This is a genomic window from Sulfurimonas hongkongensis, from assembly GCF_000445475.1.
GTDB classification, from domain to species: domain Bacteria; phylum Campylobacterota; class Campylobacteria; order Campylobacterales; family Sulfurimonadaceae; genus Sulfurimonas; species Sulfurimonas hongkongensis.
In genome coordinates this window covers 30,218-56,529 of the sequence record NZ_AUPZ01000010.1, presented here as the reverse complement: position 1 = coordinate 56,529, position 26,312 = coordinate 30,218, and the positions used below count along the sequence as shown (strand labels likewise).

The following is a 26,312-nucleotide window of genomic DNA, read 5'->3' as shown; positions in this document are numbered from 1 at the left end:
GCACTTTCTCGATGCTTTTTAGGTATAGAAAAGCTTCTGGGCATTTTAATATTAAATTAAATATTATAATATTTTATAACATGCTATAAAGAATTTTTAAGCACTTTTTCTGCTATAATGATAATACAAACAAATGTTCAGGAAATCATGATGCTAAAAACTGTCAAATCTAAAGTTATAACTTCCATTGTAGCCCTAAGTGTCCTTGGGCTATTTGGTATAACTTACTACTTATCTACAACTCTTCAACAACTCTCGGAAAAAACAGCAAAAGAGTCCCTTGCGATGCTAAGCGAGTCAATACTACAGACTATGACTACTAGTATGATGATGGGTGATCCTAAAATTGTAGAAGATGCTATTGAGGATGCAAGAAACATAGAGGGCATAGAGAGCTTAGTTGTAGCTAAATCGCAAGCGGTTATAGATGTTTATGCCCCAGGTGAAGAGTTTACTAAAGATGCTACTGTTAGAGAAGTTATTAGCAGTAAAAACAACAGAGTTATAGAAACAAATGAAGATGGTCATCACACGATTCGCCTTATAAAACCTGTAATAGCTGAGCAAAAATGTCTCACCTGTCACTACAATATAGAAGAGGGTTATGTCTTAGGTGCAGTTGATTTAGTTGTCTCACTCGATAAAAACGATGCACAAAATGCAGCTACAGAGACTACTCTTTTAGTTGCGCTCATAATTGGTGCTGTTTTATTTACCATTGCTGCGAGTATATTTTTCAAAAGAGAGATTTTTGGACCTCTATCAAACTTAAAAGAGCGCATCTCAGAGCTAGTTGGCGGAGATAAAGACTTAACTAAAAGGCTAAGCCATAGAAATGAAGATGAGTTTGGAGAGACTGCAGATGAGGTGAACAAATTTATAGAGATGGTTCAAAGCACTATTAACGAGATAAAATCTCTTGGTGAAAAAAACACCTCCATTGCATCTGAAATTGAGCAGTCTAGCCATGTGATCCGTGAGAGCACAGCTCAAGAGCGGGCTATTGTAGCTAACACAAACACAAAAAGTCTATCTATAAAAGATCTTCTTATTGAAAACATGCAAGCCTCAGAAGAGACTCAAAAAAATGTTAAAGAGGCACATGATGAACTTGGAACTGCTAGAGAATCTTTATCAGTTCTAGGCAAAGAAGTAAACTCTTTTGTTGAGACAGAGAATGAACTATCTAGCGAACTTGTAGGACTTAGAAGTGATGCTGATCAAGTAAAAGATGTGCTAAATGTTATAAAAGAGATAGCTGAGCAAACAAACCTACTAGCTCTTAATGCTGCTATTGAAGCAGCTCGAGCAGGTGAGCATGGGCGAGGTTTTGCAGTAGTTGCAGATGAGGTAAGAAAACTAGCTGAGAGAACTCAGAAGTCACTAACAGAGATAGATATTAGCGTAGGAACTATCGTTCAATCCATCAATGATGTAAGCGATAAGATGCATGTAAATGCAAAAAGTATAGAGAGTCTTCTTAGTATCTCCAATGATGTTGAGCAGAAGATCTCTACAACTTCTAATGCGATAGATACATCAACTAAGGTTGCAGATAAATCCGCTCGTGACACTATAGTCATCTCAAAAAGTGTTGAAGAGATTATAGAAGAGATTCACAAGATAGATGTCCTCTCAACTGCAAACAATACTAGTATCTCAAGTATAGAAAATGACTTAGAAAGATTAGTAAAAATAGCTCACTCTCTACAATCTACAATAGATCAATTCAAGAGTTAAAAAGAGAGGCTTTTAGCCTCTTCTTTTTCCTCTATATGACTTCCTTGTATAGTTCTTCTTAAAGCACGCCTGACATATATTGTACTTAGAATTTTTAGGTAGTGTGGCTGAGCATATTCTACAGTTTTGTACAAAGTGAGTCTGTTGCAATGACTCTTCTATATATCTATTTAGGATGCCTCTTGTCTTACGGGCTAGCTGGGCATCTAAAAAGTACTCCTCAAAACGATAACTAAGCCACAAATAGAGTGATATCTCTTTTACCATATCCTCAGCTATTAAAAGCTCTTGTGCTGTAGTGGCATATGATCTATTTAGTTGTGGGGGTGTGTAAGTAACTGGGATTTTTTTCTCTAGCGCTAAGATATAGCTCTCAAAAGCTGCGATAATATAAGGAGACTTTAGAGTAAGTGGCGCACAGGAGAGATGATACTTCGTAGCGATATCTAAATTGTAAGCATCTACTATAAAAGCAGCTTCAAGCATATCATCTAAGTTGTAAGCTCGAAAAGGGCCATTAAACTCCATATTTTTTACAAAAAACTTTAAAATCTCACTAAGTGAGTTCTCTTCTAAGATGTGTGAAACTAGTTTTATATGCTCTAGATTTGCCATCACATTAAAAGGTATAGTTATCTCTTTTGCCTTTTTATAAAAGTTTTTACTTACAATATTTAGAGCTTCAATGTTTAGCGCTCCTACAAAACCCTCTTCATTTAACCCATAACGACCAGCTCTTCCAGAGATTTGTTGTATCTCTGAGGCTACAAGATTTCTATCATTTACTCCATCAAACTTTGTTGCTTTTGAAAAAAGTATAGTCTTGATGGGAAGATTCATCCCCATAGCTATAGCATCTGTAGCGATAAGAATTTGTGTCTCTTTAGATCTAAAACGACGAGCTTCTTCTCGTCTTACTTCTGGAGAGAGATTTCCATAGACTACACTTACACTAAAGGTGTTTGAGAACTCTTGCTTTAGTCTTAGCACATCTCTTCTGCTAAAAGCGATGATGGCAGTTGAGCTTTGCACATCTTTTGGATGAGTTGGAGTCTCAAGGAGTGTGAGAGGATTTTTTCTCTCAAACTCAATTATCTCAAGCTCTTCACCTAAGTACTCAGCTAGTGCGATAATGGCAGCCTTAGAGTTTGATGAGCCTGTCATAATGACCTCTTTTGCAGGTGCCCCGATGATGGCATTTGCCCACGCCCAGCCCCGATCACGATCTCCTATCATCTGAACCTCATCTATAACACAAACATCAACATCCACATCAAAATTTAGCATCTCTATCGTTGAGCTTATATGCGTAGCCTCAGGATCTAAAATCTGCTCTTCTCCTGTTATAAGAGAGGCACTAATACCATCAGACTTTAAACCCTCATACCCTTCTAGTGCTAAGAGCCTTAGAGGTGCGAGATAGTACCCAGTATCTGCTACTTCAAGCTTTTTCATAGCAGTATATGTTTTTCCACTATTTGTTGGTCCTATATGAAGCGTTAGTTTTCTTCTCATACCCCTTGCCATAGCAAAAAGATTTTTAAAATCACGGATAGTTTGTGCTAAGAGTGCCTGTCTTTGCATCTTAACTATCTCATCATGAGTAGAACCGATAAATGCTTTGAGTGTTTTTCTTGCTACTTTTGGGTTAAGATTTAGTGAGCCATCAAGTCTCTCTAACAAGTCTTTATAGACTCTTTTGTGTAACTCTTCTTGAGAGAGATGCAGTAGTGAAGCATACTCTCTACACTCTTGGATTAAAGATTTTAGAGAGTTTAAGAAATCTTCTTCTTGATGAGCTGAGGCGTCTTTTATGGTTTGGCTAAAGTCTAGCTCTTTACTCTGCCATATATCTCTTAAAAGCGAATCTAACTCTATGTGAAGCTCAAGTATATAGTTATGTTCAATATCTGAGTATGGAGGTAAAAAACTCTCAGATACTCTAACTAAAAGCTCTTCTTTGTGCAACTCTAAACTTACAAGATTCAACTCTTTTTCTATAACACTTTGAAGTAGACTCTCTTTTAGTGGAGGGTAAGATGTTTTATACTTTGGAGGTGACGCTCTAAGTGCAGTTGTTATATCTTTTTGACTTAGGTAGAGATGCTCTTGTGGTAGGTTTTTTATAAAAAGATTTACCTCTTTTTGCTTTGCCTCTACAATACGCTCTTTATCTTCTTCTATCTCTCTTATAATCTCTTCATCATCACTATTTTGTATATACTCATCGCTATAAGTTTTTGTACTTAGTGTCATGATTTTATGAAAACTTTGAGCGTACAAAATATAGTGAAGTGAAGCGTTAAACTCTAGTGAGTTGTTTGTATCAAAGATGCCATCAAGTGCTTTTTGAAGTCTAGCTCTTTTTATCTCAAAGCGAATATGCTTTAGCTTTGACTCCATCTTCTCAATGGTTATCTTTTTACTTCTTATATCTTTAAAGGCATCTCTTAGGTATGCGGCTTCTTCTAGCGTTGCGTCCAACTCATCTATAAGTGAGTCGATTTTATCTTCTCTCTCTAGGTGTTGCTCTTTTGGTCTAGATGATTTGTAGATTTTGTTATCTCTTGCAAAAAAGTTTAGGATATCTGAGCGAAAACCAGAATCAGCCTCGCTCCAAATCATGCGAATAGCTTTTAGTAGCATCTCTTTTGAGTGGTCTATATCATAGATGCCAAGAGTGTTAAAAAGATCACTCAAAGTCTCGCTACTAACTCTCTCGACCCCTACATCAAAGGGGTCTCCATCAAAAAAATCTTTGATTCTTTGGTTTATTTTACTGTTTTTTTTGTTTTTCTTTGCCATGTGTGATTGTAGCTTTAAATGAGTAAACACAAAAGAGTTACGTTATCTTGAAGCCTCCTCTCATTTGTTTTTGGTATAAGATAAGTTACTTTTTACGAGTTTAGCCAAGATTGATTGTTAAGCAAAGTATTATGTAGTAAAAAGCCGATATAATACATTTATAAAAATATCAAGGTCATAATTTATGGAGATAACACCACTTCTACAATCTATCCTTGGCTTAGTCGCCATCTTAGCAATCTTAATCTTTCTACTATTCTTGCCATCTGATAAAAAGAAAAAGCAAGCAAATATTAGAAACTCAGCTACACCACAAAGGCAAGCTCAAAAAACTGACTTAGCATATCTAAGATCAATAGTCAAAAATAAAAAGTCAACAACTAAAGAGTTAGAACAGGCCCTAGCACTGGTCATAAAGCATCATGGGAACATTCATCCAAAGCTAGGGGCTAGGCCACATCCAGATTTCGATGTTTATATGGATTTTTTATTTACAATATGCAGACATCCAAACTCAAGCAAAGATATAATTATAAACTTTGATAAGAATCTTCGTAGACTCAATCCTGAGTATAAAAAAGAGATAAACGAAGCTATAACAAAAGGACTAAACTCACGAAGAGTCTAGTTCTTGCCTACTCTATAAGTTTTTTCTTCCACAAGCAAATCATCTAAGATTTTCATAACTAATTTAGATGCTTCTTGGGCATTTTGGAAGTATGTTTTAACATTCTCCGCTTCTTGTGTGCAGGTGCCGTTTTTCACACACTCTATAGCTTTGTGTATGTTATCATGTACATCTTTGTGAGGTTCAGCTAGTTTAGCGTAACTCTCTGCTTTTCCAAACTTCTCTTTTCCAATACCCTCTAGATACCATTTGCCAAGTCTGCACTCTTTGTCACTAACAAATTCAGCACTTGTTTTTCCATCAAAGATTGTTTTATAACCATTTGCTTTAAAGAGCAGATGGTCTAGTTTAGTTAAAACTACAAAGATTTCATACGTGATATTTATAGTCTCTTCTTCTATCTTTCTTGATGCTATGGTTAAATCGTCCGTTTTTTGGTGAAATACTATCATCTGGTTGTTCGCACTTTGACTCAACTCTTCCATAGACTTAGAGTGTTCATGAACTTCTTGAGTATTTTGTTTTAGGCTTTGGACTGTTATCTCAACTTCGCTTGTAGCCTTTTGAGTTCTCTCTGCTAGTTTTCTAACTTCATCAGCAACAACTGCAAAACCACGACCATGCTCGCCTGCACGTGCTGCTTCAATGGCAGCATTTAGAGCTAGTAGATTTGTTTGGTCTGAGATGTCTTTTATGAGAGTGATAACTTCTGAAATGTTCTCTACATTTGAGTTGAGCGTACTTACTTGATCAAACGTACTTGCAATATGCTCTAAAAGTGAGTTCATCGTACCTGTCATCTCAACTACATCAGTAGAACACTCACTCATATCTTCTTCATTGCTACAGCTCTCATGCTCTATCTCTTGTAAGCTTGATAGATTATCAGCCAAGTTTGACTGTAACTCTTTTAAATCGTGTTCGCATGAGTTTGTTAGGCCCGTAGTTAGTGCTTTTATAAGGTCATTCATAACTTCACTCTCACTATCTTTACTTATGCCTTTTTGTAATTCTATTACTCTATCATCAGCCTTTTGCAATGCTTCTTTTAAACTCTTTATCTCTAGATCTTTAGCTCTTAAGTCTGCTTCTAACTTTTTTGTATCTTTAAAAAACATTGGCACCTACCTATTTGAGTTTTTTGTTATCTAAGCTATAGTACACTCGGTAACATTACAAAGACATAAAAGAATAATATTTTTTTATAATAGCTTTATCATTTCAGACACCTTTCCTTGAACAATATTTATATCTTTGTCAAGGAGTCTTTTTAACATATCCATTTGCATAACCCCAGATGCGATTAAAGAGATACCCATAGTATCGGTTATAAGCCTAAGCGCGACTAGGGCTTGATTACTTTGAGTTAAAAAGAAATCGCCCTGTGCCTTAATATAGACAGGTCTAAACTCTTGTAAATATTGATAATCTACACTCTCCCCAATAAACTCAAAAACCCCCATATCGATGTTATATTTATCAAACAAGGCTTTATAGTTTTTAACTATAATAGAGTTTTGATGCATAAACTTATCTGGCACCTCAACTATAAGCCTAAAAGGAAGAGCCTTGGCATGTGTAAAAAAGAGTTTATGCATTTTATCAAAAGTGCCCTCTTCTACGAGGTAATCATACGGAAGCCTAAGTGAACATACCAAGTTTTTAAGAGAGATATCTGGAGTTTTAAACATCATATCAAGTACATTATCATATATTTTAGAACTTAGCCCCGCTTGGTTCGCGGGGGCCATAAACTGACCATAATAGTATATTGTCTCTTTATCTATTTTTAGATTTATGCTTAAGATATTGTGTACTATTTTTTTTCTCTTAGCATCTACTACTTTATATGGGGCAAAGCTAATATGCTTGTCTTTAACAGCATCTTTTATAAGTTCCCTCCACGCATCTTTGCCCATAACATCAACTGTAGTTTGTGCTTTTGCTAGATAGATTTTGATATCACTAAACTTTGCTTGTGTTAAAGCGTTGTCAGATTGTGAGAGAAGTTCTCCTATACTATCTTTGTAGTTATACTCATACAAACCTAAAGAGATATAAGTAAGGCTTGCATCTAGCTCAAATCCTTTTGTTATTTTTTGGCATGAGTTGTAGATATTTTTTGCTAGTATTAACCCATCTTTTTCTAAACAATCAGGAAGTAAGATAGAAAACTCCGTACCATTCATTCTAGAAACAATGGAATTTTCATAGTTAGTAGCATGTGCATCGAATATGTTTGCCATTGATAAGAGTAGTTTATCTACCTCTTTGTGCCCTATTTGTTCATTTGCTTCTATCATTCCACTTATAGATATCATCATATTTATGCCACCTTTTGAAGCTGCATCAACCTTGAGATACTCTGGAAGTTTATCTATGAGATATTTTCTGTTTTTAAGACCTGTAACCTTATCTATATACTCTAGCTCTTTTTGATATTTTAGCTCTTGACTAGCTTTAGCAAGCATGGCTTTTACTTTTGAGACCATGTTATTCATGCCCAAAACCACATCTTTAAACTCTACTGTTGATGGTATGCTTTGTTGAATAATAAACTCATTTCTAATAATAGCTTCAGCTTGTTTCTGTACACCTTTTAAAGGCTTTAGAATCGCGACTAACAGAAGGTTTAGCACAATAAGTCCAATGATAAAAATGATACTAGAAGAGATAAGTAAATCTATCAAGATTGTATATAGTTGTTTGTATGCGTATGAGTCATCACTTTGAACACTCAAGATTCCAACTTGATTCCATCCAGACGAAACATTTGCTGATGCAACTGGTGCTTCGATATTTACAAGCTCTAAAAACCAAGATGGCACATCAATGGTATCTCTTTGAAGCTCTCTATCATATATAAGAGCTTCATCAACATCCTTAAGTACTATGCGACGGTAGTTTCCACTATCAAAGTTAGCATTTATCATAGTTGTCATTATAGAGATGTCGCCATTTGCGCTCCCTAATGAAAGGCTGAGTGAAGTTGCACTATTCTTAGCATCTTCATATAGTCTCTCTTGAACTGAATTGTTTGCACTTTTAAAGTTTAGAGTTAAAACTGTTGCTAGAAATATAAGCAAAAATATTGATAGCATAAATGCTATCTGTTTAAATAGTGTCATATTTTTTTCCTTTTCATCTTTAGTTTTAGTTCGTCAAATTTTTTGTGGGATTTTTGGTTTTTAATTTCTTTACCTGTTTCTACTCTATATAGACTCTCTCCATTGAAGTGGTAGATCGGTGTTAAGTCTTTTCTTTGTGAAGCTTTTAGAACTTTAAAATTGTTGTTATCCAAGACAAGTGGTTCACTCCGAGGTGTCTCAAAATAAGTCAAAACCATATGAGCCTCTTTAAATTTGCTTGAACGAACATAGGTAAAAAAAAGTTTTTTAGCGTCTACTTTAAGATACAAAAGAGCGAAATATTTAGAAATAACATAGTCTTCACAATCTCCTCTATCTCGTCCTAAAAATTCCCACGGAGTAGCCCAATAGTCTGGCTTACCATATATTTTCATATCCGGAGAGTACTTTACTTTATTGAAAAATGAGTTTACTTTTTCTAACTTTTTTATATCGCTTTTATTTTTTACGGCATCAAGACTTTTTTGAAGATAGAGAAATCTTTTCTTTGCAAAAAAATTGTACTTTTTAGTGATCTTCTCTAAAAGCGTGGCATCTACATATGGCTCAGCCCAAAGTAATGAGAAATGAACGAATAGTAGTGATATAAAAAAAAAGATTTTAAACTTGCTCATAGATGATTATATCAAAACTTCTTGGGCAAGGTATGAAATATCACAAGAGCTTAGTCTTGCATTTCTTATAGTGTAAAATTTGATTACTTATAAAGTTCAAAAGTGATTTTTTTCTTTTTAATCTGCTTTTGGCAACATAGTTGATATAATCCCAAGCTCTATAAAAAATCTTTTATTTTGATAACAAATCAAGGAAATGTATATTATAACTATGGCTAAAATAAAAAATACACCACTAGTTGAAAAACCTAGAAAAAAACCGCTCCTAAAGAGTGCTGAACCTTTATCAAAAACTACTCACCATCAGATACAAAACAGAAGATATATAGGAAATAAACAAAAACTCTTAGATTGGATCTTCACCATTGTGCAAAAAGAGTGCCCTAATAGTAAGACTTTCACAGATATCTTTGCAGGAACTGCAATCGTCTCATCTGTAGCGATAAAACACTATAAAAATGTTATCATAAACGACTTCTTACACTCAAACAACATCATTTATAGTGCTTTTTTTGACAATAAAGAGTATGATGCAGACAGACTAGACAATATCATAAACGGGTACAACAACCTAAACCCTGATGACTTAGAGGACAACTACTTCTCAGATAATTTTGGGGGTAAATATTTTAGCCATAACTCATCAAAAATCATTGGATTTATTAGAGCAGATATCCAAAAAAACAAAAAAAACTTAACTCCAAAAGAGTACGCCATCTTGCTCGCTTCTTTGATCTACTCCTTAGATAGAATTGCAAATACAGTAGGTCACTACGATGCTTACTTTAAAAAGAGTTCCATTGAAGATAAGTTTCTTATAAAGCTCATAGAACCTTTAGATGTAAAAGCAGAGGTACAAATCTTTAAAGAGGATGCAAATAAGCTGGCAAAGAGAATAACAACTGACATAGTCTATATCGATCCACCATACAACTCTAGACAATATAGTCGTTTTTACCATGTTTTAGAGACCTTAACTAAGTGGGATAAACCAAAACTTCACGGCGTTGCCTTAAAACCAGAGCCTGAAAATATGAGTGAGTATTGTAAAGTTCAAGCCAAACAAAAACTATATGAACTAGTTAGTGATATAGATGCAAAGTACTTTGTAGTATCTTACAACAACACCTATACCTCTAAAAGCAACTCCTCTAAAAATAAAATCACGCTAGAAGAGATACAAGAGGTTTTAAACTCCATTGGAGAGACTAAAGTCTTTGAAAAAGAGCATCAACAATTTAACACTGGAAAAACGGACTTTAGTAACCATAGAGAGTTCTTGTTTGTAACTAAGGCCAAGAGATGACTCTTGATATCATACGCTCTCCGATGTTTTATGTTGGAGACAAATATAGACTCATAAAAGAGATAAAAGAGTACTTTCCTAAAGATATAGAGACTTTTGTGGAGCCATTTGTTGGTGGCGGAACAGTTTTTCTAAACACTAAAGCTAAGAACTACATTTTAAATGATATAGATACTAATGTATATAAACTTCATCTATTTTTACAAAAAAATTCCATCAGAGATGGGTTTATAGAAGAGCTTTTGAGCTACATTAAAAAGTACAATCTCTCAAGATCTTTTTTAGAAGATATTGTTCCACAGGAGCTTAAACAAAAGCACAAAAAAACATACTATGCACACTTTAACAAAGAGGGATATGCGAAACTAAAAAATGATTTTAACAAACTAAAAAAAAAGAGTGATTTGCTTCTGTATTTGTTGTTGATTTATGGATTTAACAGAATGATAAGATTTAACTCAAAGGGCGATTTTAATGTACCTGTAGGAAATGTGGACTTTAACAAAAATGTTCTTTTGGCTCTAAAAAATTACTCCGATTTTTCAAAAGACAAAAATATTGAGTTTCACAATCTAGACTTTAAAATATTTGTACAAAAGCACACTTTTAAAGATAAAGACTTCATATATTTAGACCCTCCATACCTAATCACTTTTAGTGAATACAATAAAATCTGGAGTGAAGAGAAAGAGATGGAGCTTCTTGAGCTTTTAGATGATTTGGATAAAAAAAACATCAAGTTTGCCATCTCAAATATCACGCACTACAAAGGAAGAGTAAACACCATTTTTGTTGAGTGGATGAGCAAATACTTTGTTAAAAAAGTCAAAAGCAACTACATTAGTTATCATGATAACTCCATCAAAAAGATTGAAGAAGTCTTAGTGATGAACTATGAGTAAGACGGCTTTAACTAAAGAGAATAAAAAAAACATACTTTTAGATAGTATTGATATGAGCGATAAAGACATCTCTTTAAAATACAACATATCAGGCAAGGATTTACTTGATATTTATAAAGAACAAAATAAAGGAGTCCTGATGGCAAAAAGAAAACCACAATACAAGCCTCTACTTTTTACTACTACCGTTAGAAACCCAAGCCGAGTTAAAAGCTTACTATATGTTTTAAAAAAGTTTGACAAAGAAGTCTTAACAAATGAACTTGCAAAGACAATAATGGGAGAGCTTGTAAGATATGGACTTTATCGCCCCACTAGAGAAGTCACCCCAACTATAAAATCAAAACAAGAAGGCACAAATAGAGGAGAGTTTGCTAATGAGATCTTAAGCGATAAAGAAGTTTTGCACCTACTAGATGCAAATCCACAAGATCATAAAGAAGCAGATTTTGATAGTGGTTGGGCTTCAAGATTTGCTACAGTTTTTGACTTTACTAAAGAGTTGGGTTTTGTATATTTTAAACAAAACTTACAAATCGAGTTTTCAAAAATAGGTTTAAAATTAGCTAGTGTTTTTGAAGTGGAGATAGTTGATGGCTTTATAATAGTCTCAGAAAATCATCCAGAGTTTGAAAAACAAGCCTTTATCCACTCCTTTGCAAAATACCAAAGAAAAAATCCCTTTGTAAGAGTTTTAAATGACAATATCCCTCTAATCCTACTGCTTGAGACTATACTCAAACTAAACAGCGATGAGAGATTTAACTCCGCGGGTATATCAAAACTGGAATTACCCCTAATAATATTTTGGAAAAACAATAACGCTCAAGAGCTTTATGAGAGAATAGTTAAGCTTAGATTAGAGTACAAATATCAGCCAAGTTGGGAAGTTATTATCGATATTTGTACCGATGAGATCATGCAAGGGGATTTTAAAAAGTTTAAGCCAAGCTCCATCATGAATGAGTATCCTGATGAGTTTATAAGAAAGATGAGACTAACAGGACTAGTCTCTCTAAGAGGTGGTGGACGCTTTATTGATATCAATAAAAACGAGTTAGAGACCATCACATATATATTAAAAAAATACTCCTCATACACTCTCTATACTACAGAAAAAGAGTACTTCAACTATATGGCAGAGATTGATGATAACCTAATCTCATTTGAAAATAAAAAAGTCAGTATAGAGCAAAACAATAAATACTTAGAAAAATGGGTTGCTGATTTTGACTGGCAAACACTAAAGAGTGAGTTGCTGATACTACAAAAAAATAGTCTCTCAAAACATAATATTTTAAAATATTTAACCAACCCTACAAGACTCGAATTTTTAACTGCTATTGCCATAAAACATAAGTTTGCTAAAGTTAAAGTCATCCCAAACTATCCTTGTGATGATGAAGGTATTCCAACATCAACTGCTGGTGGACAAGGAAATCAAGGCGATATTGAGTGTTTTGAAGATAGTAAAGGTGTCTTAGTGGAGGTTACAATGTCTGAGGGAAGGACTCAAACGATGATGGAGATCTGGCCCATCAGCAGGCACTTAGAAGAGTTTGCTAAAAAATCCATAAACCCTATATGCCTCTTTATAGCACCTAGTATTTTTAAAGACTCTCTTAGGCAGATAAAATTTGTAAAACAAGAGGATGATATTTTAATCATCCCAAAAACTATAGACTCTTTTATTGAGTATTTAGAGAGTAGTGACTCCTTGCACCCCAAAGAGTGCAAGGATGATTTTATACTTGGTACTTAAGACCTAAAGATTTCGAGTTTATTATTAAGCTCTTCTGTCATATTGTTTAGATGTTCAGCTGCTGCTGCTATCTCCTCAACATTTCTAGCATTTGTGATGGAGATCTCATTAATAGAAGAGACTTTTTGAGCTATATCTTCAACATTTTTACCAGTTGATTCAAAATCGCGTACAGTTTTATCATTAGCCACAACTGCAAGGTTTACAATAGAGACACTCTCGTTTATTTTTGCCTCAACTTCAGAAGCAGATGTTGCTAGAGCTTGAATATCTTCTGAATTGTCGCTTATTTGTGTACTTGCTTCAAGGATTGACTGCACTATTACATTTATAGTTGCATTGATCTCTACTAATGATTTTTGAGTTCTCTCAGCCAACTTTCTAACTTCATCAGCAACAACTGCAAAACCACGACCATGCTCGCCTGCACGAGCAGCCTCTATAGCGGCATTAAGCGCTAAAAGATTTGTTTGGTCTGCAATATCGCTAATAACTTCTAAAACATTTTTTACTTCATTTGCATCCTGAGAGAGTGTTGTCATCTTGTGTGAGAGCTCAACTTCTGTATGTGCTGTTTCTTGTACTTTTGCGTTCATTGCTTTCATCTCATTGCGCGCAGTATTTAAGTTCTCATTTGCTCTAATTATCTCTTTTTTGCTCTCTTGGGCGTCTACTATAGAAGACTGTATCTCTTCTTCAATCTGCAACGCTCTTTGGTTTGCTTCTTGAGTAACAACAACTGATTTTTCAACATTTCCTCCAACGCCTAGAGCAGTTGTAGAGAGTTCATGTGCTATAGATGCATTTTCATTTGAAGAGCGTTTAGTGTTATCAATGAGATCGTGGAGTTGATGGGTAAACTCATTAAAACTAACCGCTATATCACGAATCTCTGCTGGTGCATCTGTATCAACTTTGATGGTTAAGTTATGCTCATTTGTAATCTTTAACATCGTATCTTTAAACTTACGCAGTGGCTTATTGATTCCTGAGGTTATTATATACCAAGCGACGCCTAAACTAACCATAATAGCAATAATCAAAATTAAGATCATCATAGATTTTGAACCATTTAAGGCATCTATACTCTCTTTTGCCATGTTTTTCGTACCATCAAATCCCGCATTGCTAACTTCATCTACAATCTTAACAGCTTCTAGTGCAGTTTTTGAAATTTTCTTTTTGATTGACTCAACTTCAATATTTATTTTTACAATAGCTTCAAGATTATCTTTATAAGAGATGGTAGCTGCTTCAACTTTTTTATAAGACTCCATATCCTTTGCACCTTTGCGAAGCTTTTGTATAGGTTCTAAAACCCTATCAAAATCTTTAAGTGCTTCTTGTAAGATAGTAATATCGTTCATAGCAGCAGATCTAAAGCTAGCTAAACGAAGTTCTTGACCTCGATCGTACGCATCATTAGCCATTAAAAGTCTCTCTACTTGTACTTGCATATTTTTATCTGTTTTTCTTGCTTGCTCAATCTGCTTTTTTTGATTTTCAAACATTTTTTCTGTCTGCTGAGTAAAAACTTTTGCTTTTTCATCAAGCTCTTTTTGTATATCTTCTTTTTGAGTAAAGAGTCGCTCAACCTCTTGAGCATCAACTTTGTATTCATTTAGTCTTGATTCTATTATTGGAAGGTCTTTTGCCAAAACTGTTAAGCTTGGGTATTTACTAGAAATATTTTTAAGTTCATCTAGTTTTTCAAACATAAGCACCATAGTTTTATCTGCTTCTTTTTTAAATGCTAAATCTTCTGAATATAGAAGTTTAGAGGTATCGATTCTTGCTTTTGCAAAGTTTCTCTCTAAAGATGTAGCAACATCAACTTCTGCGATATACTCATCACTGAGCCTTTCTGAGTTACTAATAGCACTAGACATACTACTAATGGCGATTATTCCCATAATGACCATTGCTAATAGGATAATTGCAAATCCTATACTTATCTGTTTACTTAAACTAATTGTGGACATAATGTTACCCTCGCTGTTTTTATTTATTTTAAAATTATACAAAAGCAATTCTTAATGTTAAGCGAGGTAAGGAAGAAAAATATCTCTATTGGTATGGTTTATCTATTTTGTCTCTTATTAAACCCAGTAGTTCCCTCTTTAGCATCTATTTTATTTTCTTTTTCATAAGGTTTTAAGTAAGCTGGTATCGCTCGCCCTTTTAGTTTCATCATATCTTTTATCATTTTAGATGCTATAAGTTTATCACTTAGTTTTTTCTCATCTTTAAGATATGTAAAGAGCAGCTCACCTTGCCTTTGAAGCGAGATTTTGTATGTAGAATCTGTTTGAGTATATATCCATAGACTAAAGTTATAAAAGTTTTTAAAGACCTCATTAGAGTCCATCCAAAGAAGCTTTACACTCTCATTAAAGTTTGAGCTATTATAAAGTAAGTCCCAAAATCTAGCAAATCTTTTCATGATCTGAATATCAAAAAAAGTAAGCTTATTGTTTTTTAGTATATCGTACGGCGGAGTGTCGCTATAGACCATTCCCTGCTCTATGTCGTGCCTATTTATAAAGGTTCCAGAGAGCTTTTTAAGTATGCCTATCTGTATCTCGCAACTACTCAATGCTACTAGCTCATCAAGATTTGCACCAAAGCTCTCTAAGCTCTCACCAGGAAGTCCGACTATCAAGTCAAGATGGATATGAGCATCTGTCTCATGTTCTAAAAATGAGATATTCTCTTTTATCTTATCTAGTTTGAGCTGTCTTGAGATATTTTTTGCTACTTCAAGGTTAAGTGTTTGTATGCCAATTTCAAGTTGTAGGGCACCTTTGTTAAAGAGCTTGATTTTCTCTTTTATAGATGCAGGAAAATGATCAGGTATAACTTCAAAGTGTGCAAAGTAAGGTTCATCTTTTGCTAAAAAGAAGTCTAAAATCCTATTTGCACTCTTCATATTTAGGTTAAAAGTTCTATCTACAAACTTAAAAGCCCTAGCTCCTCTTTGCCAAAGTTTTTCAAACTCCATCATAACCGCATCTAAATCAAAAGCACGAACACGCTCATCCATTGATGAGAGGCAAAACTCACACTCGAAAGGACAGCCTCTTGAGATCTCTACATATAGATAACGGTTTTTTATATCATCATCTGTGTAGTGCTCATAAGGAAGACAAAGCTCCTTTAGCGATGGTAGAGCCATCTTTATAACTCTTTGTGGTGGTTTATTATCTACTATATCTCTACAAAGCTTATAAAAGGCGATATCTCCCTCGCCTTGAACTATAAAGTCTGCTGCATCAAAGTTGACTCTAAAAGGCTCATGCGTGACCTCTGGTCCGCCTAATACTATCTTTATCTCAGGTGAGACTTTTTTTATGATGTCAATTAGTTCATGTACCTCTTTAGCATTCCAGATATAGACACCTATACCTATGATTTTTGGAGAGTACAAAAGTAGTTTTTCAGCTATTGTTTGTATGGAGTCATTGATACTAAACTCGACTATCTTTGCATCTTTGCGTAACTCTTTTAGGTTTGCATAGAGGTATCTTAGTCCAAATGAGCTGTGAGTATATCTTGAGTTGAGTGTTGTTAGGATTATCATATCAGAAGTTTATCATAAACAAAACAGACTAAGGAAAAAAGGGGAAGCAAACTTAGTCTGTTTAAAAAATTTATAGGAGTTTCTTTGTCTCGATTATGAAAGGGGGAAACACAATTGAGATATGAGATTATATTTATTATAAGTTAACATAAAGTAAATATTTACTCTTTCTCATAAAACTCTTCTATCATATTGTCAAGCTTAGTGTAGAGCTCTTCAGATGCTTCTTCCATAGTCTCAAAGTTTTCTAAAATAGCTTTAGGGTTGTCAAATTTCAGTGTTGTCCCATTTTTAACAAACTCTAAATTTTTAAAGACTGAATCATGGACCTGAGCATGAGGTGCTTCCATCTCTTTAAATGCTTTAGTATGCCCAAATCTCTCCTCTCCTGTTTGTGCATACCATTTACCCATGCGACAATTTTTATGATCTGCAAAAGTTCTTGTTTTGTCTGATTCAAGTACAGTTGAGTAAGCATTTGACTTAAAGATGATGTGATCAACTTTAACTAGAGTTGTAAAGAGACGATTTTGAATCTTAACTGCTAATGCCGATGAGTGTTCAGCTAGAGAATTTAGCTCTGTGAAAGTTCCCTTAAACTCATGTATAACATCGGTTGAGTCTTGTGCAATTTGTGAAATATTATCAGAATTTACTCTCATATCATTTGCATCTTGTTGCAAGGTTGAGATATTTATCTCTATCTCAGTTGTTGCTTTTTGAGTTCTCTCGGCAAGTTTCCTTACCTCATCTGCAACTACGGCAAAACCTCGTCCATGCTCACCTGCACGAGCAGCCTCAATAGCCGCATTTAGGGCTAGCAAATTTGTTTGGTCTGCTATATCTTTTATAAGACGCACAACCTCTGAGATCTCCTTTGAGCGACCCTCAAGACTAACAATACCCTCATGACTTGAGCCGATGAGCTCTAAAAGAGAACTAAGTCTTTGACCGATATCGACAACACTTGTAAGGCTTTTTGATGACTCTTCTGCGGTTTTATGAGCAACTTCAACTATCTCATTCGCATCTACTTGAGAAGTATTTATATCCTCTTGTATAACATTAAGACCAGCACTAATACCACCACCTAGTGTGCTTAGTTTTTGTGCTAACTCTCCTCTTATCTTTGTCTCATAACCCTTTGCTATTGAAGTTATTGCAACATTTAAGCTACTTGAAGTAGAACGAAATATCCCATGCAAGCCTGCTGAATAAGTTTTTCTATAAGTCTTTCCAACAGAAGCATTTTCTATCGTTGTCTTAGTGTCTCTCATAAACGCTTCGAGTTGATCTAGGACATCGTTTAAAGCCCAAGCTCTTTTTGAAATTGAAGAATTATTATCAGGAATGTTTGTTACTCTATCTTCAAGATTACCAAGAGCTGCATTTTTTAAAACTCTTTGAATATCTTCTACGATCACATCATAGGATTCATCAGATTTACTCCAAGGAGCAAAAGCTCCTATCACTAGAGTAGCTATCATAACTCCAGCTAGGATGTACTCAGATATTATCAAAGCGTAAATAGCCACACCAAGGAGTGCGACAAATAGTAATATGGTTCTATTATCCTTGAAGGGAGATGATGTATTCATCGTAACTTACTCCTTTTTCTTTTAAGATATCAGTCAAAACTTCAAACGAAGCATCAACACCACTACTTTTCTCAACTTCTATCATCTTTTTGTATAGTTCAATGATGGACTCAAGTGCTTTTGGATTTGGTTTTCTTCTAACTGAGTAGTAGCCTATGATATTACCTTTTTCATCAATCGATGCAGTAATATTAGCATAGACCCAGTAAGCATTATCATTTTTTGTTCTATTTATAATAAAAGCAAATACCTCTTTTTTTTGAGGTATTGTCTCCCATAAATATTTAAAAATAGCCTTTGGCATATCAGGATGTCTTAAAATATTATGCGGCTTGCCCAGCAGTTCTGATTCACTATATTCAGATATATCTATAAATATTTTATTAGTATAGGTTAAACGACCCTTTAGATCAGTTTTTGAGACAATAAAATCATCTTCTTTTAACTCTTTTATCATAAAAAGTCTCTCCCTTCTGTGTAATTTTGTTGGTTGACTTGTATCAAAAATATTATAGCATATATCTTGGATATAATGTTTAATCTCAATCAAGGAACGTCTCTAAAAAATGCAATTTATACTCTCTCTATTTTACTTTTTATACTTTGCAATTATTGGAGTATATATTATATTTTTACCTAAAGTTCTCTCTATACTAAGCTACAGTCCAAGTGAAATAGGTATTATTTTTGCAGCTGGGCCTCTTGTTAGATTTTTGCTCCCCTTTGCCTTTGTTAAAGGTTTAAAACTAAACAACAAAACATTTAATCTTGCTATCTTTATCATGTTAGTAAGTAGCATCTCTTTTTATTTTTGCATAGATACTTTTTATGGACTCTTGTTCTCAAATATTGGTCTTGGAATGGGGCTTAGTGTTATTTTACCTTTTGTTGAAGTTATCTCCCTAGATACTATGAAAAAAGAGCGCTATGGAAAGATTAGGCTCTTTGGCTCTATTGGTTTTATCTTTGTTGCACTTGTTTTGGTTAAGTACTTGAGTTCCCCACAGATTGCCCTAAATTATTTGCTTGTATTTGCTTCTTTAACTGCTCTTGTGGCTTTTGTCATAGCTAGGAGCACTTCTACAAATACAAAAGAATATGCACAACAAACAAATGACATAAACCTTTTGACTGACTGGAAGTTATGGCTGGGGCTAACGCTTATGCAAGTTAGTTTTGGTCCCTTTTACAACTTTTTTACTATCTATGAAACAGATCATGGCATCTCTTTAGATATGACCATATATCTTTGGAGTTTTGGTGTACTAGCAGAAATAGTTATGCTCTATTATCAAGCTAGATTTTTGCGTAAAAATCTGCTTTTGATCTTAAAAATCACAACTTTTGCAACTGCTCTGAGATGGTTTTTACTATTCTTGTTTCCACAAAATCTTGTGATGCTCTTCTTATCTCAACTACTCCACGCTCTTAGCTTTGCGCTCTTTCACTCCGCGGCCATCAGCTACTTGTTTTATCTCTATAAGCACAAGGCTCTAGCGCAACAGTTCTTCTCTGGCATCACTTATGGTTTAGGTGGGTTTGTGGGTGCTTTGTATGCTGGATATGTTTATGAGCTGTTCCCAAGATACCTCTTTTTAAGTTCAACTTTTATAGCACTTTTGGCATCTTGGTTTATCTATCTATGGAGCAGAAAAACTCTAACTAGCAGTAAAATCTAGTTGTAAAACTAAAATAGATCCCCAATCAAGACAATAGAATCGCTTTTTGCTATGCAAAAATGTTTCTTTAGAATTTAGGATAACGATGAGTCTGGCTCAGGATGACGATGAATCAAGTTCAGGATGACGATGAATCAAGTTCAGGATGATGATGAATCTAGCTCAGGATGATGATGAATCTATCTCAGGATGATGCCTCCCCACCGTCATTCCGTGCTTGACACGGAATCTCTTGTTAGAGCTACAAAAAAGTCAGGAGTAAAAAACCCCACTAATAGTCCATAATCACGTTAACAGTGAAAGTTTTATCTGTGTTTTTTTTGCCCTCTGGCGGAGAGTTTACATAGTCAACTTTGTAGCTTATACCTGCTGAAAAAGTAGAGTTAAATTTGCTAGAGAGTGCACTCTTTGAAGTAACAAAAAATACGCTAGAGTCTTCAATCTCTGATCTATATGAGATATCTTGATCAAATTTTAAGTTTGAAAAGACTTGCCAACCATAAACACCTTTGATTCTGTATGAACCATATCTATCTATCTCTCCATTCTCAACTCTTGCCACTGCAATATTATCAGGGTTTGGATAGGATATGGTAGCACCAGTTGCATCATACTCAGTATCTTCTACGCTATCCTCTGAAAAAAGCACACTCCCCTCAAAGGTAAGTTTATGGTTCTCTTTTTTTATAAAAGTATATTTAAGACCTGGACCTGTATAGAGCTGATAGTTATAACCTGAAAATTTATCTTGTTTAAACCCAAATAAATACGTTGCAGATAGTCTACTTGTTAACAAGTAGCTATACCCTAGCTCAGTTGTATATTTATTTTTAGTCTCAACATTATCATCTGTTGCATACTGAGCATCAATAGAAAACTCTACAAGATGCAATCTGCTCCAACCCTTTTTTACATTCAAATCTAAATTAAATGTATCAGTATTTGTATTTCCTTTAGTTTGCATAAGTCCTAACTCTGCACGGGCTACAAGTTTTGTATATGGAAGCTGTGATTGTAAGCTATTTATCTTATCTATAATTGCTTTTTTTTCTGCCTTTGCCTCGACTATCCTAGCCTTTAACTCTTCTTCACTTATACCCTCTTGTGATGCTATAATGAGCGAACTTGTCACTACTAAACCTAGTACAATTTTCTTCAAATCTTTCCTTTATCTTTGAGTGTGAACATCTAATTGAGGATAAGGTATGGATATACCCTTCTCATCAAATGTAAGTTTTACTGTCTCTAATGAATCATAATACACGCTCCAATAGTCCTCTGTTTTTGTCCATGCACGAAAAATAAGATTTATGCTAGAATCTGCTAGTTCGCTAACTGCTACAAATGGAGCAGGCTCTCTTAAGATTCGCTTATCATCCAGCATAATCTGCATCAAAATCTCTTTTGCAAGCTTCAAATCATCATCATAACCAATGCCAAAAGTATGACTAAGTCGGCGAGTACTTTTTTTTGAGTAGTTGGTTATGTTTGATTTTGTAATAGCTGAGTTTGGTACCGTGATGGTTCTATTATCAGCAGGCGAGATGGTTGTTGAGAAGAGATTTATATCTTCTACCGTTCCACTAGCCCCTCCAGCATCTATAAAGTCCCCAACCTTAAATGGGCGAAAGACTATGATAAGGACTGCCGAACCAATATTTGAGAGTGAGTCTTTAAGTGCTAAACCAACTGCCAAAGATGCGGCACCGAGTATCGCAAGAAAAGAAGTTGTGTCTATCCCTAGAGCATTTAAAGAGCTAAGTACCACAACCACAAGCAGCGAAAAGTACATAATACTATCTGCAAACTCTACTAAGGTATCATCAACTTTTGCTTTTATTAGGAGACTTTTACTTAATGCTGTAAGCTTTTTAATTGCCCATTTTCCAATAAAAAAAATGAGTATAGCGGCAATGACTTTTAAGCCATACTGGCTCAAATAAACAAGCATCATATCAATATATTTTGATATCTCCATCTCACGCCTTTTGTAAAAATTTTGGAATTATAGCAAAATTATAGTGAGCTTGCTCTGTTTTGCCTTTTTTAGAGACAATTATGCAAAATCAAGATAAAGTTAAAGTGATTTTATGATAATAAGATGTACAATAGTACATGAGAGAAAATATTTTTATTTATAAAATTGGATTACTATTTTTAATACTTTCTCCTCTATATGCCGGTGTAGAGGAGAGTGGTTCTTCGCTTACATATTGGCTTATTTTAGGTTTTATAGTTTTAGCGCTTATATTTGTTCTATACAGATACAGCATCATTGAAGAGTACTCAAAAAATCTACAACAAAACATAGACATCATAGACAAGCATGTGCTTATCTCTTATAGCGATAAAAAAGGTAATATTACTTATGTTAGCGAGGCACTATGCAAACTAACAGGTTACACAAAAGAAGAGCTAATAGGAAAAAATCACAGAATTTTTAAACATCCAGACACTCCAAGAGCAGTCTTTAAGAAACTTTGGCAAACTATAACTCAAGGTGAAGTATATAAAGGTGAACTTAAAAACATAAACAAAGCGGGCAAAGCTTACTGGATAGAAGTAACCATCACACCCATCATAAACAAGTATGGAGAGATAGAGGGTTATAGTGCTATTCGTCAAGATATTACAGATAAAAAATATGCTCAAAAGCTCTCTATAACAGATAAACTAACACAAACATATAACAGACTCCATCTAGAAAATATCTTAGCAAAAGAGACACAAAGAGCTAACAGATATGGAGAGATTTACTCGGTTATTATCATAGATATAGACAAATTTAAACTTATCAACGACAACTATGGACACGATGTTGGAGATAAAATCCTTATAAGTGTTGTGGAGATTTTAAACTCAAAAATAAGACAAACAGATGTTTTAGGTCGCTGGGGTGGAGAAGAGTTTCTCATAATATGCCCTAAATCAGACATGGATCAAGCCTATATAGTAGCTCAAAAATTAAGAGTTGCTATACAAGAGCATGAGTTTCCTATAATCAAAAAACTAACCTGTAGTTTCGGGGTTTCTCAGTATAGATCAAAAGATAAAAACTCAGATGCGGTTATAAAAAAGGCAGATGAAGCACTCTATATCTCAAAAGAAAATGGAAGAAATATGGTGAGTGTAAAGTACTAAAGTAGTGTCATATTTTTTCGCCAGTAACCGCGTCCACCTTTTAGTGAGATGCAGTGATGCTTAGGAAACTTAGCTCTGTACTCTTCGAGCCTATCAAGGGTTGCCTTTCCTGTGTCGCAGTAAAAGACAAAAACACTCCCCTCAGGCTCCTCTTTTAAAAGAAATGGATTATAGACTACGGTGTCAACTTTATCTATAGGAGATAAAATAGTATCGATTAGCAAGACCTTTATACCCTGCTCCTCAAGAAGCTTTTTGTTCTCTAAAAACTCTTTTTGTGTCCACTCATCACTAAATATCATTGTCGCTCGCTTTTTTTGAACTAAAGAGGATTATAACGCAACTCAGTAGTGCACCCAAAAAGACAATGCTATATCCAGTTGGCAAATCATAGTAGTAAGAGATAAGAATTGCACTTATGCTAAAAAACCAACCAAAGACAAAACTACCAAGATAGACTCGTTTTAACTTTAGTGATAAAGAGACCAAAGCAGGTGCAATAAGTAAAACAAAAACCACTAAAACACCAGCTAGTGAAACTGAAGAGGTAACTGTAAGAGCCAATAGTGAAAAAAACATCAGCTCTTTTAAAAAGCCACTTGTTTTCGGATAAATCTTCCATAAAACAAGGGCGATAAGAGCATAAATAAGCGTACTCTTTAGAACCTCTGATGGTGGAGTAAATAATATATCACTAGCAAGCAGTGACTTGAAATGCTCCATCCCCTCAGCAGAGTGAGATAAGACCATCATAATCCCACTAGCTCCAAGCACATAGAGAAGTCCTATAAAAGCCTCAAGTTGTAACTTTTTTTGAGAGGCTATGGCTATCAGAAAAGCACTAAGAAGAGCGAAGCTTAGAGTGAGCAGATAAAAATACTCTTCATGAAAATAGCCAAGGCTAACAGAAGAGCCAAGAGCTGCAAACTGAGCGATGGCCAAATCTGTAAAGATGATGCCACGCTTTAAAATGCCCATACCAAACCAAGAGTGCATCATAACAAGCACGATAACTAGAGCTATGGGAACTAGTAAAATATCACTCATTTTATAGCACTTGTTAGGTAGTCAAAGAGTGAGCTTAAGTCTTGTATGCTCTCTAATGCTTCAATATCATGAGGCATTAACACTATCTCAATCCCACTCTTTGATGATATAAACTTAGCAGTTTTTGTTGAGTGATATACATCGTGCAAGATGCAACAAGGCTTCTCTTGTTTTATAAGTTCGATAAGCCCAATAGTGTGTCTTGATGATGGCGGTATCCCCGGCAATGGCTCGATGGTTCCAATGTTTATGAGTCCATAAGCATCGTTAAAATAAGCTAGATTATCATGAAACTGTATAACCTTTTTGCCCTTTTTATCTGCCATCTTAAGCTTCCACTCCTCTATCTTAGCACTCCACATTTTCTCAAACTCTATGTAGTTTTTCTTATAAACACTGCTATGATCTTTGTCTATTGAGATTAAAAACTCCTCTATTGTTTTTGCAAGTGTGAGAATGTTTTTTGGATTTAGATGAAAGTGAGGATTTCCATCAGGATGCACATCTCCACCTGAGCGGTCAACTGTAGCTGGCTTATGCAAAAGTTCTACATGATGAGAGAGATTTAAAAATGTGCTAGCGCCTACCTTTACTTTAGGGTTTGCAGCTCTATCCATTAGAGGAGGTAACCAACCAATCTCTAACTGAGCACCATTCATAATAAGCGCATCTGCGTTTCTCACTTTTGAGATAAGCGAAGGACGAGGAACCACAAAGTGTGGATCCCAGTTCCCTTTTGCCAAAACTATGCTATTTATATGATCACCACCAACAGCTTTTGTTATAGCCCCAATATATGGATAACTAACTGCGATATTTAGATGAGCAAAAAGCGATAATGGTAATAGTAGTAGTAAAAATTTATTCATTCTTGTTCCTTTTGCAGACTATTATTTCTGCCTTGCAGAGCAAGGCTAGCTTCATTGGCCTCAATGGCCTTACCGTATTGGACTCAATGGCCTTACCGTATTGGACTCAATGGCCTTACCGTCATTCCGTGCTTGACACGGAATCTAGTTTATAACTTAATCAGAGGATTAAATTAAAAACTATGCGCTCCGTGAGCACCTATGGAGATGTTTACTTGAAAGATAATAGTATCTATATTTTGCCTAACATTATCTTCATTGAACAGAGCGTTATTATGGTCATACTGTAGCCTAAATCTTGCAAACTCACTTGTTGAGTACTCTAGCATTGCAGAGTACTTGTCCATGTTAGTTGGCATATTTCTATCTTGTCCATTTACTTTAACATCATTTTGATAGATAGTATCATATCTAGCGCCAACCTTCCAGTTTTGATTATACGCATAAACAAGTTGAGAGTATAGTCCTGCTTGCTTTTTAGTCAGATCTGAGGCTTTAAAAGCTCCTCCCGAATTTGCATACAAAATTCCATCCATATCACGCATCATCCACTCACTTTGCCACTTTAGGGAGCTGTAAGAGTCAAAATAGTGCTTGATAACCAAGTCAGCTCCATATATCTTAGAGTCAGCACTAATTGCGTGAGGGCTCTCTTCATCTTCAGTATGGTCTATTCTTGATTCTCCCCAAGCATAAGAGAGTCCTGCTAAGATTGTAGTGTCTTGGATATCAAAAGATGTTTTAGCATAGGTAACAAAGAGTGATGGCGCATCTGCTGCACTTGTTTTTTCTAAAGATGCAGTAGCGTTTATCTTGGTTAAGTCTATCTCCTCATTTCCAAACATCTGCTCATTTTCGCCTTGAAGGATCTCGGCTCCTAGCATCAAGTAAGTAGAGGTTGGAGCTGTCCATTGTAGCTGGACTCCTTTTTCATTGATACCATGCATCCCTAAAAAAGACTCATAAACGAGAGGCATATCTGCAAAATCCCAGTAGTGATGGTGTTGCTCATTTAGATAACCAAAGTTTGAGTTAAACTTTCCACCCTTTACTCTTGTACCATAGCCCAAAGCTGTAGATGTAAAGAAAAGCTCTTCTATCTCTACTCCATTTTCGCTAAAGTGAAAAACTCCATCCATAGTAAAAAATGGATCAACAGAGCTTGAGAGAACAAGCTCTGCATAGTTTAGGTTAAAGCCATTGCTTGCATTGTAAGTTGCGTGATTGTCTGAACCGTGGGAGTGAGAGCCTAAGAGTCCATGAGCAACCCCTGGCACCTCAAGATGTTGGGCCTCATTGTCATCTACGCTTCTATTTACATAAGACATATCCATAATTAAAGAGATATCTGGTATAAACTTTGACTGAGCAAAAGTTCTTTTTTCACTTGGCAGCACATCTGCCGCACCAAAAGCCATAACTGCACAAAGCGTGCTTGATAGTAGTATTTTTTTCATAACTGTCCTAATTAGTATAATTTTTTATAGTTGTA

At 35.0% G+C, this 26,312-nt stretch carries 21 protein-coding genes and 1 pseudogene; 7 read left to right on the top strand and 15 right to left on the bottom strand.

The genetic code is table 11. The annotated features are described in order from the left end of the window. The first annotated feature begins 150 nt into the window (after positions 1-150). Positions 151-1,740 carry a methyl-accepting chemotaxis protein gene (locus tag M947_RS19800; protein WP_021287870.1) on the top strand — a complete coding sequence of 530 codons (1,590 nt, stop codon included), beginning with the start codon at positions 151-153 and terminating at the stop codon, positions 1,738-1,740. A gap of 12 nt (positions 1,741-1,752) precedes the next feature. Here the strand turns inward: M947_RS19800 and M947_RS19795 are convergent, their stop codons facing one another. Continuing rightward, positions 1,753-4,545, bottom strand: coding sequence for an SUV3 domain-containing protein (locus M947_RS19795; protein WP_031348047.1), 2,793 nt, complete (start codon positions 4,543-4,545; stop codon positions 1,753-1,755). 184 nt (positions 4,546-4,729) lie between these two features. Here M947_RS19795 and M947_RS19790 point away from each other — a divergent pair, with 184 nt between their 5' ends. Then, positions 4,730-5,173 carry a hypothetical protein gene (locus tag M947_RS19790; protein ID WP_021287868.1) on the top strand — a complete coding sequence of 148 codons (444 nt, stop codon included), beginning with the start codon at positions 4,730-4,732 and terminating at the stop codon, positions 5,171-5,173. On the opposite strand, the gene M947_RS23780 is transcribed toward M947_RS19790, so the two are convergent. The 3 genes from M947_RS23780 to M947_RS19775 form a co-directional block, all read right to left on the bottom strand. Continuing rightward, complete coding sequence (locus M947_RS23780; protein WP_021287867.1) at positions 5,170-6,291, bottom strand: methyl-accepting chemotaxis protein; 1,122 nt, start codon at positions 6,289-6,291, stop codon at positions 5,170-5,172. The two genes, M947_RS19790 and M947_RS23780, sit on opposite strands and share 4 nt — an antisense overlap. Before the next feature lie 84 nt (positions 6,292-6,375). After that, positions 6,376-8,301, bottom strand: coding sequence for a LapD/MoxY N-terminal periplasmic domain-containing protein (locus tag M947_RS19780; RefSeq protein ID WP_021287866.1), 1,926 nt, complete (start codon positions 8,299-8,301; stop codon positions 6,376-6,378). After that, the gene (locus tag M947_RS19775; RefSeq protein WP_021287865.1) at positions 8,298-8,936 is read right to left on the bottom strand and encodes a transglutaminase-like cysteine peptidase; all 639 of its coding nucleotides are present in this window, start codon (positions 8,934-8,936) and stop codon (positions 8,298-8,300) included. The genes M947_RS19780 and M947_RS19775 overlap by 4 nt, the downstream gene beginning before the upstream one ends. Before the next feature lie 196 nt (positions 8,937-9,132). On the opposite strand from M947_RS19775, the gene M947_RS19770 reads away from it, so the two are divergent. Genes M947_RS19770 through M947_RS19760 form a run of 3 tightly spaced genes read left to right on the top strand, consistent with a single transcriptional unit; the run spans position 9,133 to position 12,906 of the window. After that, positions 9,133-10,242: a DNA adenine methylase gene (locus M947_RS19770; protein WP_021287864.1), complete on the top strand. Its 1,110-nt coding sequence runs from the start codon at positions 9,133-9,135 to the stop codon at positions 10,240-10,242. After that, a complete protein-coding gene (locus M947_RS19765) occupies positions 10,239-11,144 on the top strand; it encodes a Dam family site-specific DNA-(adenine-N6)-methyltransferase (RefSeq protein ID WP_021287863.1) in 906 nt (301 codons plus the stop codon). Before M947_RS19770 ends, M947_RS19765 begins: the two co-directional genes overlap by 4 nt. Then, positions 11,137-12,906 (top strand): AlwI family type II restriction endonuclease, encoded by a 1,770-nt coding sequence (locus M947_RS19760; protein WP_021287862.1) that lies wholly within the window; start codon positions 11,137-11,139, stop codon positions 12,904-12,906. Before M947_RS19765 ends, M947_RS19760 begins: the two co-directional genes overlap by 8 nt. On the opposite strand, the gene M947_RS23265 is transcribed toward M947_RS19760, so the two are convergent. From M947_RS23265 to M947_RS19745, 5 genes and pseudogenes are all read right to left on the bottom strand, one after another. After that, on the bottom strand, positions 12,903-14,888 hold the full coding sequence (locus M947_RS23265; protein ID WP_021287861.1) for a methyl-accepting chemotaxis protein: 1,986 nt from the start codon (positions 14,886-14,888) through the stop codon (positions 12,903-12,905). The two genes, M947_RS19760 and M947_RS23265, sit on opposite strands and share 4 nt — an antisense overlap. A gap of 98 nt (positions 14,889-14,986) precedes the next feature. Then, positions 14,987-16,486: a B12-binding domain-containing radical SAM protein gene (locus M947_RS19755; protein ID WP_021287860.1), complete on the bottom strand. Its 1,500-nt coding sequence runs from the start codon at positions 16,484-16,486 to the stop codon at positions 14,987-14,989. A gap of 161 nt (positions 16,487-16,647) precedes the next feature. Next, entirely contained in the window at positions 16,648-16,977 is a 330-nt protein-coding gene (locus M947_RS23870) for a CZB domain-containing protein (RefSeq protein WP_425425642.1), read from the bottom strand. A gap of 126 nt (positions 16,978-17,103) precedes the next feature. Further along, a pseudogene (locus M947_RS23865) lies at positions 17,104-17,763 on the bottom strand (methyl-accepting chemotaxis protein); the annotation flags it as partial. Positions 17,764-18,055: 292 nt separating this feature from the next. Beyond that, positions 18,056-18,541, bottom strand: coding sequence for a PAS domain-containing protein (locus M947_RS19745; protein ID WP_021287858.1), 486 nt, complete (start codon positions 18,539-18,541; stop codon positions 18,056-18,058). A 109-nt stretch (positions 18,542-18,650) separates the two neighbouring features. Here M947_RS19745 and M947_RS19740 point away from each other — a divergent pair, with 109 nt between their 5' ends. Next, entirely contained in the window at positions 18,651-19,763 is a 1,113-nt protein-coding gene (locus M947_RS19740) for an MFS transporter (RefSeq protein WP_021287857.1), read from the top strand. Between the two features lie 271 nt (positions 19,764-20,034). On the opposite strand, the gene M947_RS19735 is transcribed toward M947_RS19740, so the two are convergent. Next, the gene (locus M947_RS19735) at positions 20,035-20,922 is read right to left on the bottom strand and encodes a DUF481 domain-containing protein (RefSeq protein WP_021287856.1); all 888 of its coding nucleotides are present in this window, start codon (positions 20,920-20,922) and stop codon (positions 20,035-20,037) included. 9 nt (positions 20,923-20,931) lie between these two features. Next, a complete protein-coding gene (locus M947_RS19730; RefSeq protein ID WP_021287855.1) occupies positions 20,932-21,741 on the bottom strand; it encodes a mechanosensitive ion channel family protein in 810 nt (269 codons plus the stop codon). Between the two features lie 137 nt (positions 21,742-21,878). Here M947_RS19730 and M947_RS19725 point away from each other — a divergent pair, with 137 nt between their 5' ends. Next, positions 21,879-22,904 (top strand): sensor domain-containing diguanylate cyclase, encoded by a 1,026-nt coding sequence (locus M947_RS19725; protein ID WP_021287854.1) that lies wholly within the window; start codon positions 21,879-21,881, stop codon positions 22,902-22,904. Here M947_RS19725 and M947_RS19720 read toward each other — a convergent pair. The 4 genes from M947_RS19720 to M947_RS19705 all read right to left on the bottom strand — a co-directional run bounded on the left by M947_RS19720 (position 22,901) and on the right by M947_RS19705 (position 26,277). Further along, positions 22,901-23,206, bottom strand: coding sequence for a hypothetical protein (locus tag M947_RS19720; protein ID WP_021287853.1), 306 nt, complete (start codon positions 23,204-23,206; stop codon positions 22,901-22,903). The two genes, M947_RS19725 and M947_RS19720, sit on opposite strands and share 4 nt — an antisense overlap. After that, positions 23,196-23,951, bottom strand: a complete 756-nt coding sequence (locus M947_RS19715) for a metal ABC transporter permease (RefSeq protein WP_021287852.1) — start codon at positions 23,949-23,951, stop codon at positions 23,196-23,198. The genes M947_RS19720 and M947_RS19715 overlap by 11 nt, the downstream gene beginning before the upstream one ends. Continuing rightward, positions 23,948-24,820 (bottom strand): metal ABC transporter substrate-binding protein, encoded by an 873-nt coding sequence (locus tag M947_RS19710; protein WP_021287851.1) that lies wholly within the window; start codon positions 24,818-24,820, stop codon positions 23,948-23,950. Before M947_RS19710 ends, M947_RS19715 begins: the two co-directional genes overlap by 4 nt. Before the next feature lie 173 nt (positions 24,821-24,993). Beyond that, complete coding sequence (locus M947_RS19705) at positions 24,994-26,277, bottom strand: hypothetical protein (protein WP_021287850.1); 1,284 nt, start codon at positions 26,275-26,277, stop codon at positions 24,994-24,996. Between the last annotated feature and the right edge of the window lie 35 nt (positions 26,278-26,312).

Excerpts from the sequence above, each read along its gene's own strand:
- M947_RS19800 (WP_021287870.1), top strand. The coding sequence starts at position 151 with ATGCTAAAAACTGTCAAATCTAAAGTTATAACTTCCATTGTAGCCCTA.
- M947_RS19795 (WP_031348047.1), bottom strand. The coding sequence starts at position 4,545 with ATGGCAAAGAAAAACAAAAAAAACAGTAAAATAAACCAAAGAATCAAA.
- M947_RS19790 (WP_021287868.1), top strand. The coding sequence starts at position 4,730 with ATGGAGATAACACCACTTCTACAATCTATCCTTGGCTTAGTCGCCATC.
- M947_RS23780 (WP_021287867.1), bottom strand. The coding sequence starts at position 6,291 with ATGTTTTTTAAAGATACAAAAAAGTTAGAAGCAGACTTAAGAGCTAAA.
- M947_RS19780 (WP_021287866.1), bottom strand. The coding sequence starts at position 8,301 with ATGACACTATTTAAACAGATAGCATTTATGCTATCAATATTTTTGCTT.
- M947_RS19775 (WP_021287865.1), bottom strand. The coding sequence starts at position 8,936 with ATGAGCAAGTTTAAAATCTTTTTTTTTATATCACTACTATTCGTTCAT.
- M947_RS19770 (WP_021287864.1), top strand. The coding sequence starts at position 9,133 with ATGTATATTATAACTATGGCTAAAATAAAAAATACACCACTAGTTGAA.
- M947_RS19765 (WP_021287863.1), top strand. The coding sequence starts at position 10,239 with ATGACTCTTGATATCATACGCTCTCCGATGTTTTATGTTGGAGACAAA.
- M947_RS19760 (WP_021287862.1), top strand. The coding sequence starts at position 11,137 with ATGAGTAAGACGGCTTTAACTAAAGAGAATAAAAAAAACATACTTTTA.
- M947_RS23265 (WP_021287861.1), bottom strand. The coding sequence starts at position 14,888 with ATGTCCACAATTAGTTTAAGTAAACAGATAAGTATAGGATTTGCAATT.
- M947_RS19755 (WP_021287860.1), bottom strand. The coding sequence starts at position 16,486 with ATGATAATCCTAACAACACTCAACTCAAGATATACTCACAGCTCATTT.
- M947_RS19745 (WP_021287858.1), bottom strand. The coding sequence starts at position 18,541 with ATGATAAAAGAGTTAAAAGAAGATGATTTTATTGTCTCAAAAACTGAT.
- M947_RS19740 (WP_021287857.1), top strand. The coding sequence starts at position 18,651 with ATGCAATTTATACTCTCTCTATTTTACTTTTTATACTTTGCAATTATT.
- M947_RS19730 (WP_021287855.1), bottom strand. The coding sequence starts at position 21,741 with ATGGAGATATCAAAATATATTGATATGATGCTTGTTTATTTGAGCCAG.
- M947_RS19725 (WP_021287854.1), top strand. The coding sequence starts at position 21,879 with ATGAGAGAAAATATTTTTATTTATAAAATTGGATTACTATTTTTAATA.
- M947_RS19720 (WP_021287853.1), bottom strand. The coding sequence starts at position 23,206 with ATGATATTTAGTGATGAGTGGACACAAAAAGAGTTTTTAGAGAACAAA.
- M947_RS19715 (WP_021287852.1), bottom strand. The coding sequence starts at position 23,951 with ATGAGTGATATTTTACTAGTTCCCATAGCTCTAGTTATCGTGCTTGTT.
- M947_RS19710 (WP_021287851.1), bottom strand. The coding sequence starts at position 24,820 with ATGAATAAATTTTTACTACTACTATTACCATTATCGCTTTTTGCTCAT.
- M947_RS19705 (WP_021287850.1), bottom strand. The coding sequence starts at position 26,277 with ATGAAAAAAATACTACTATCAAGCACGCTTTGTGCAGTTATGGCTTTT.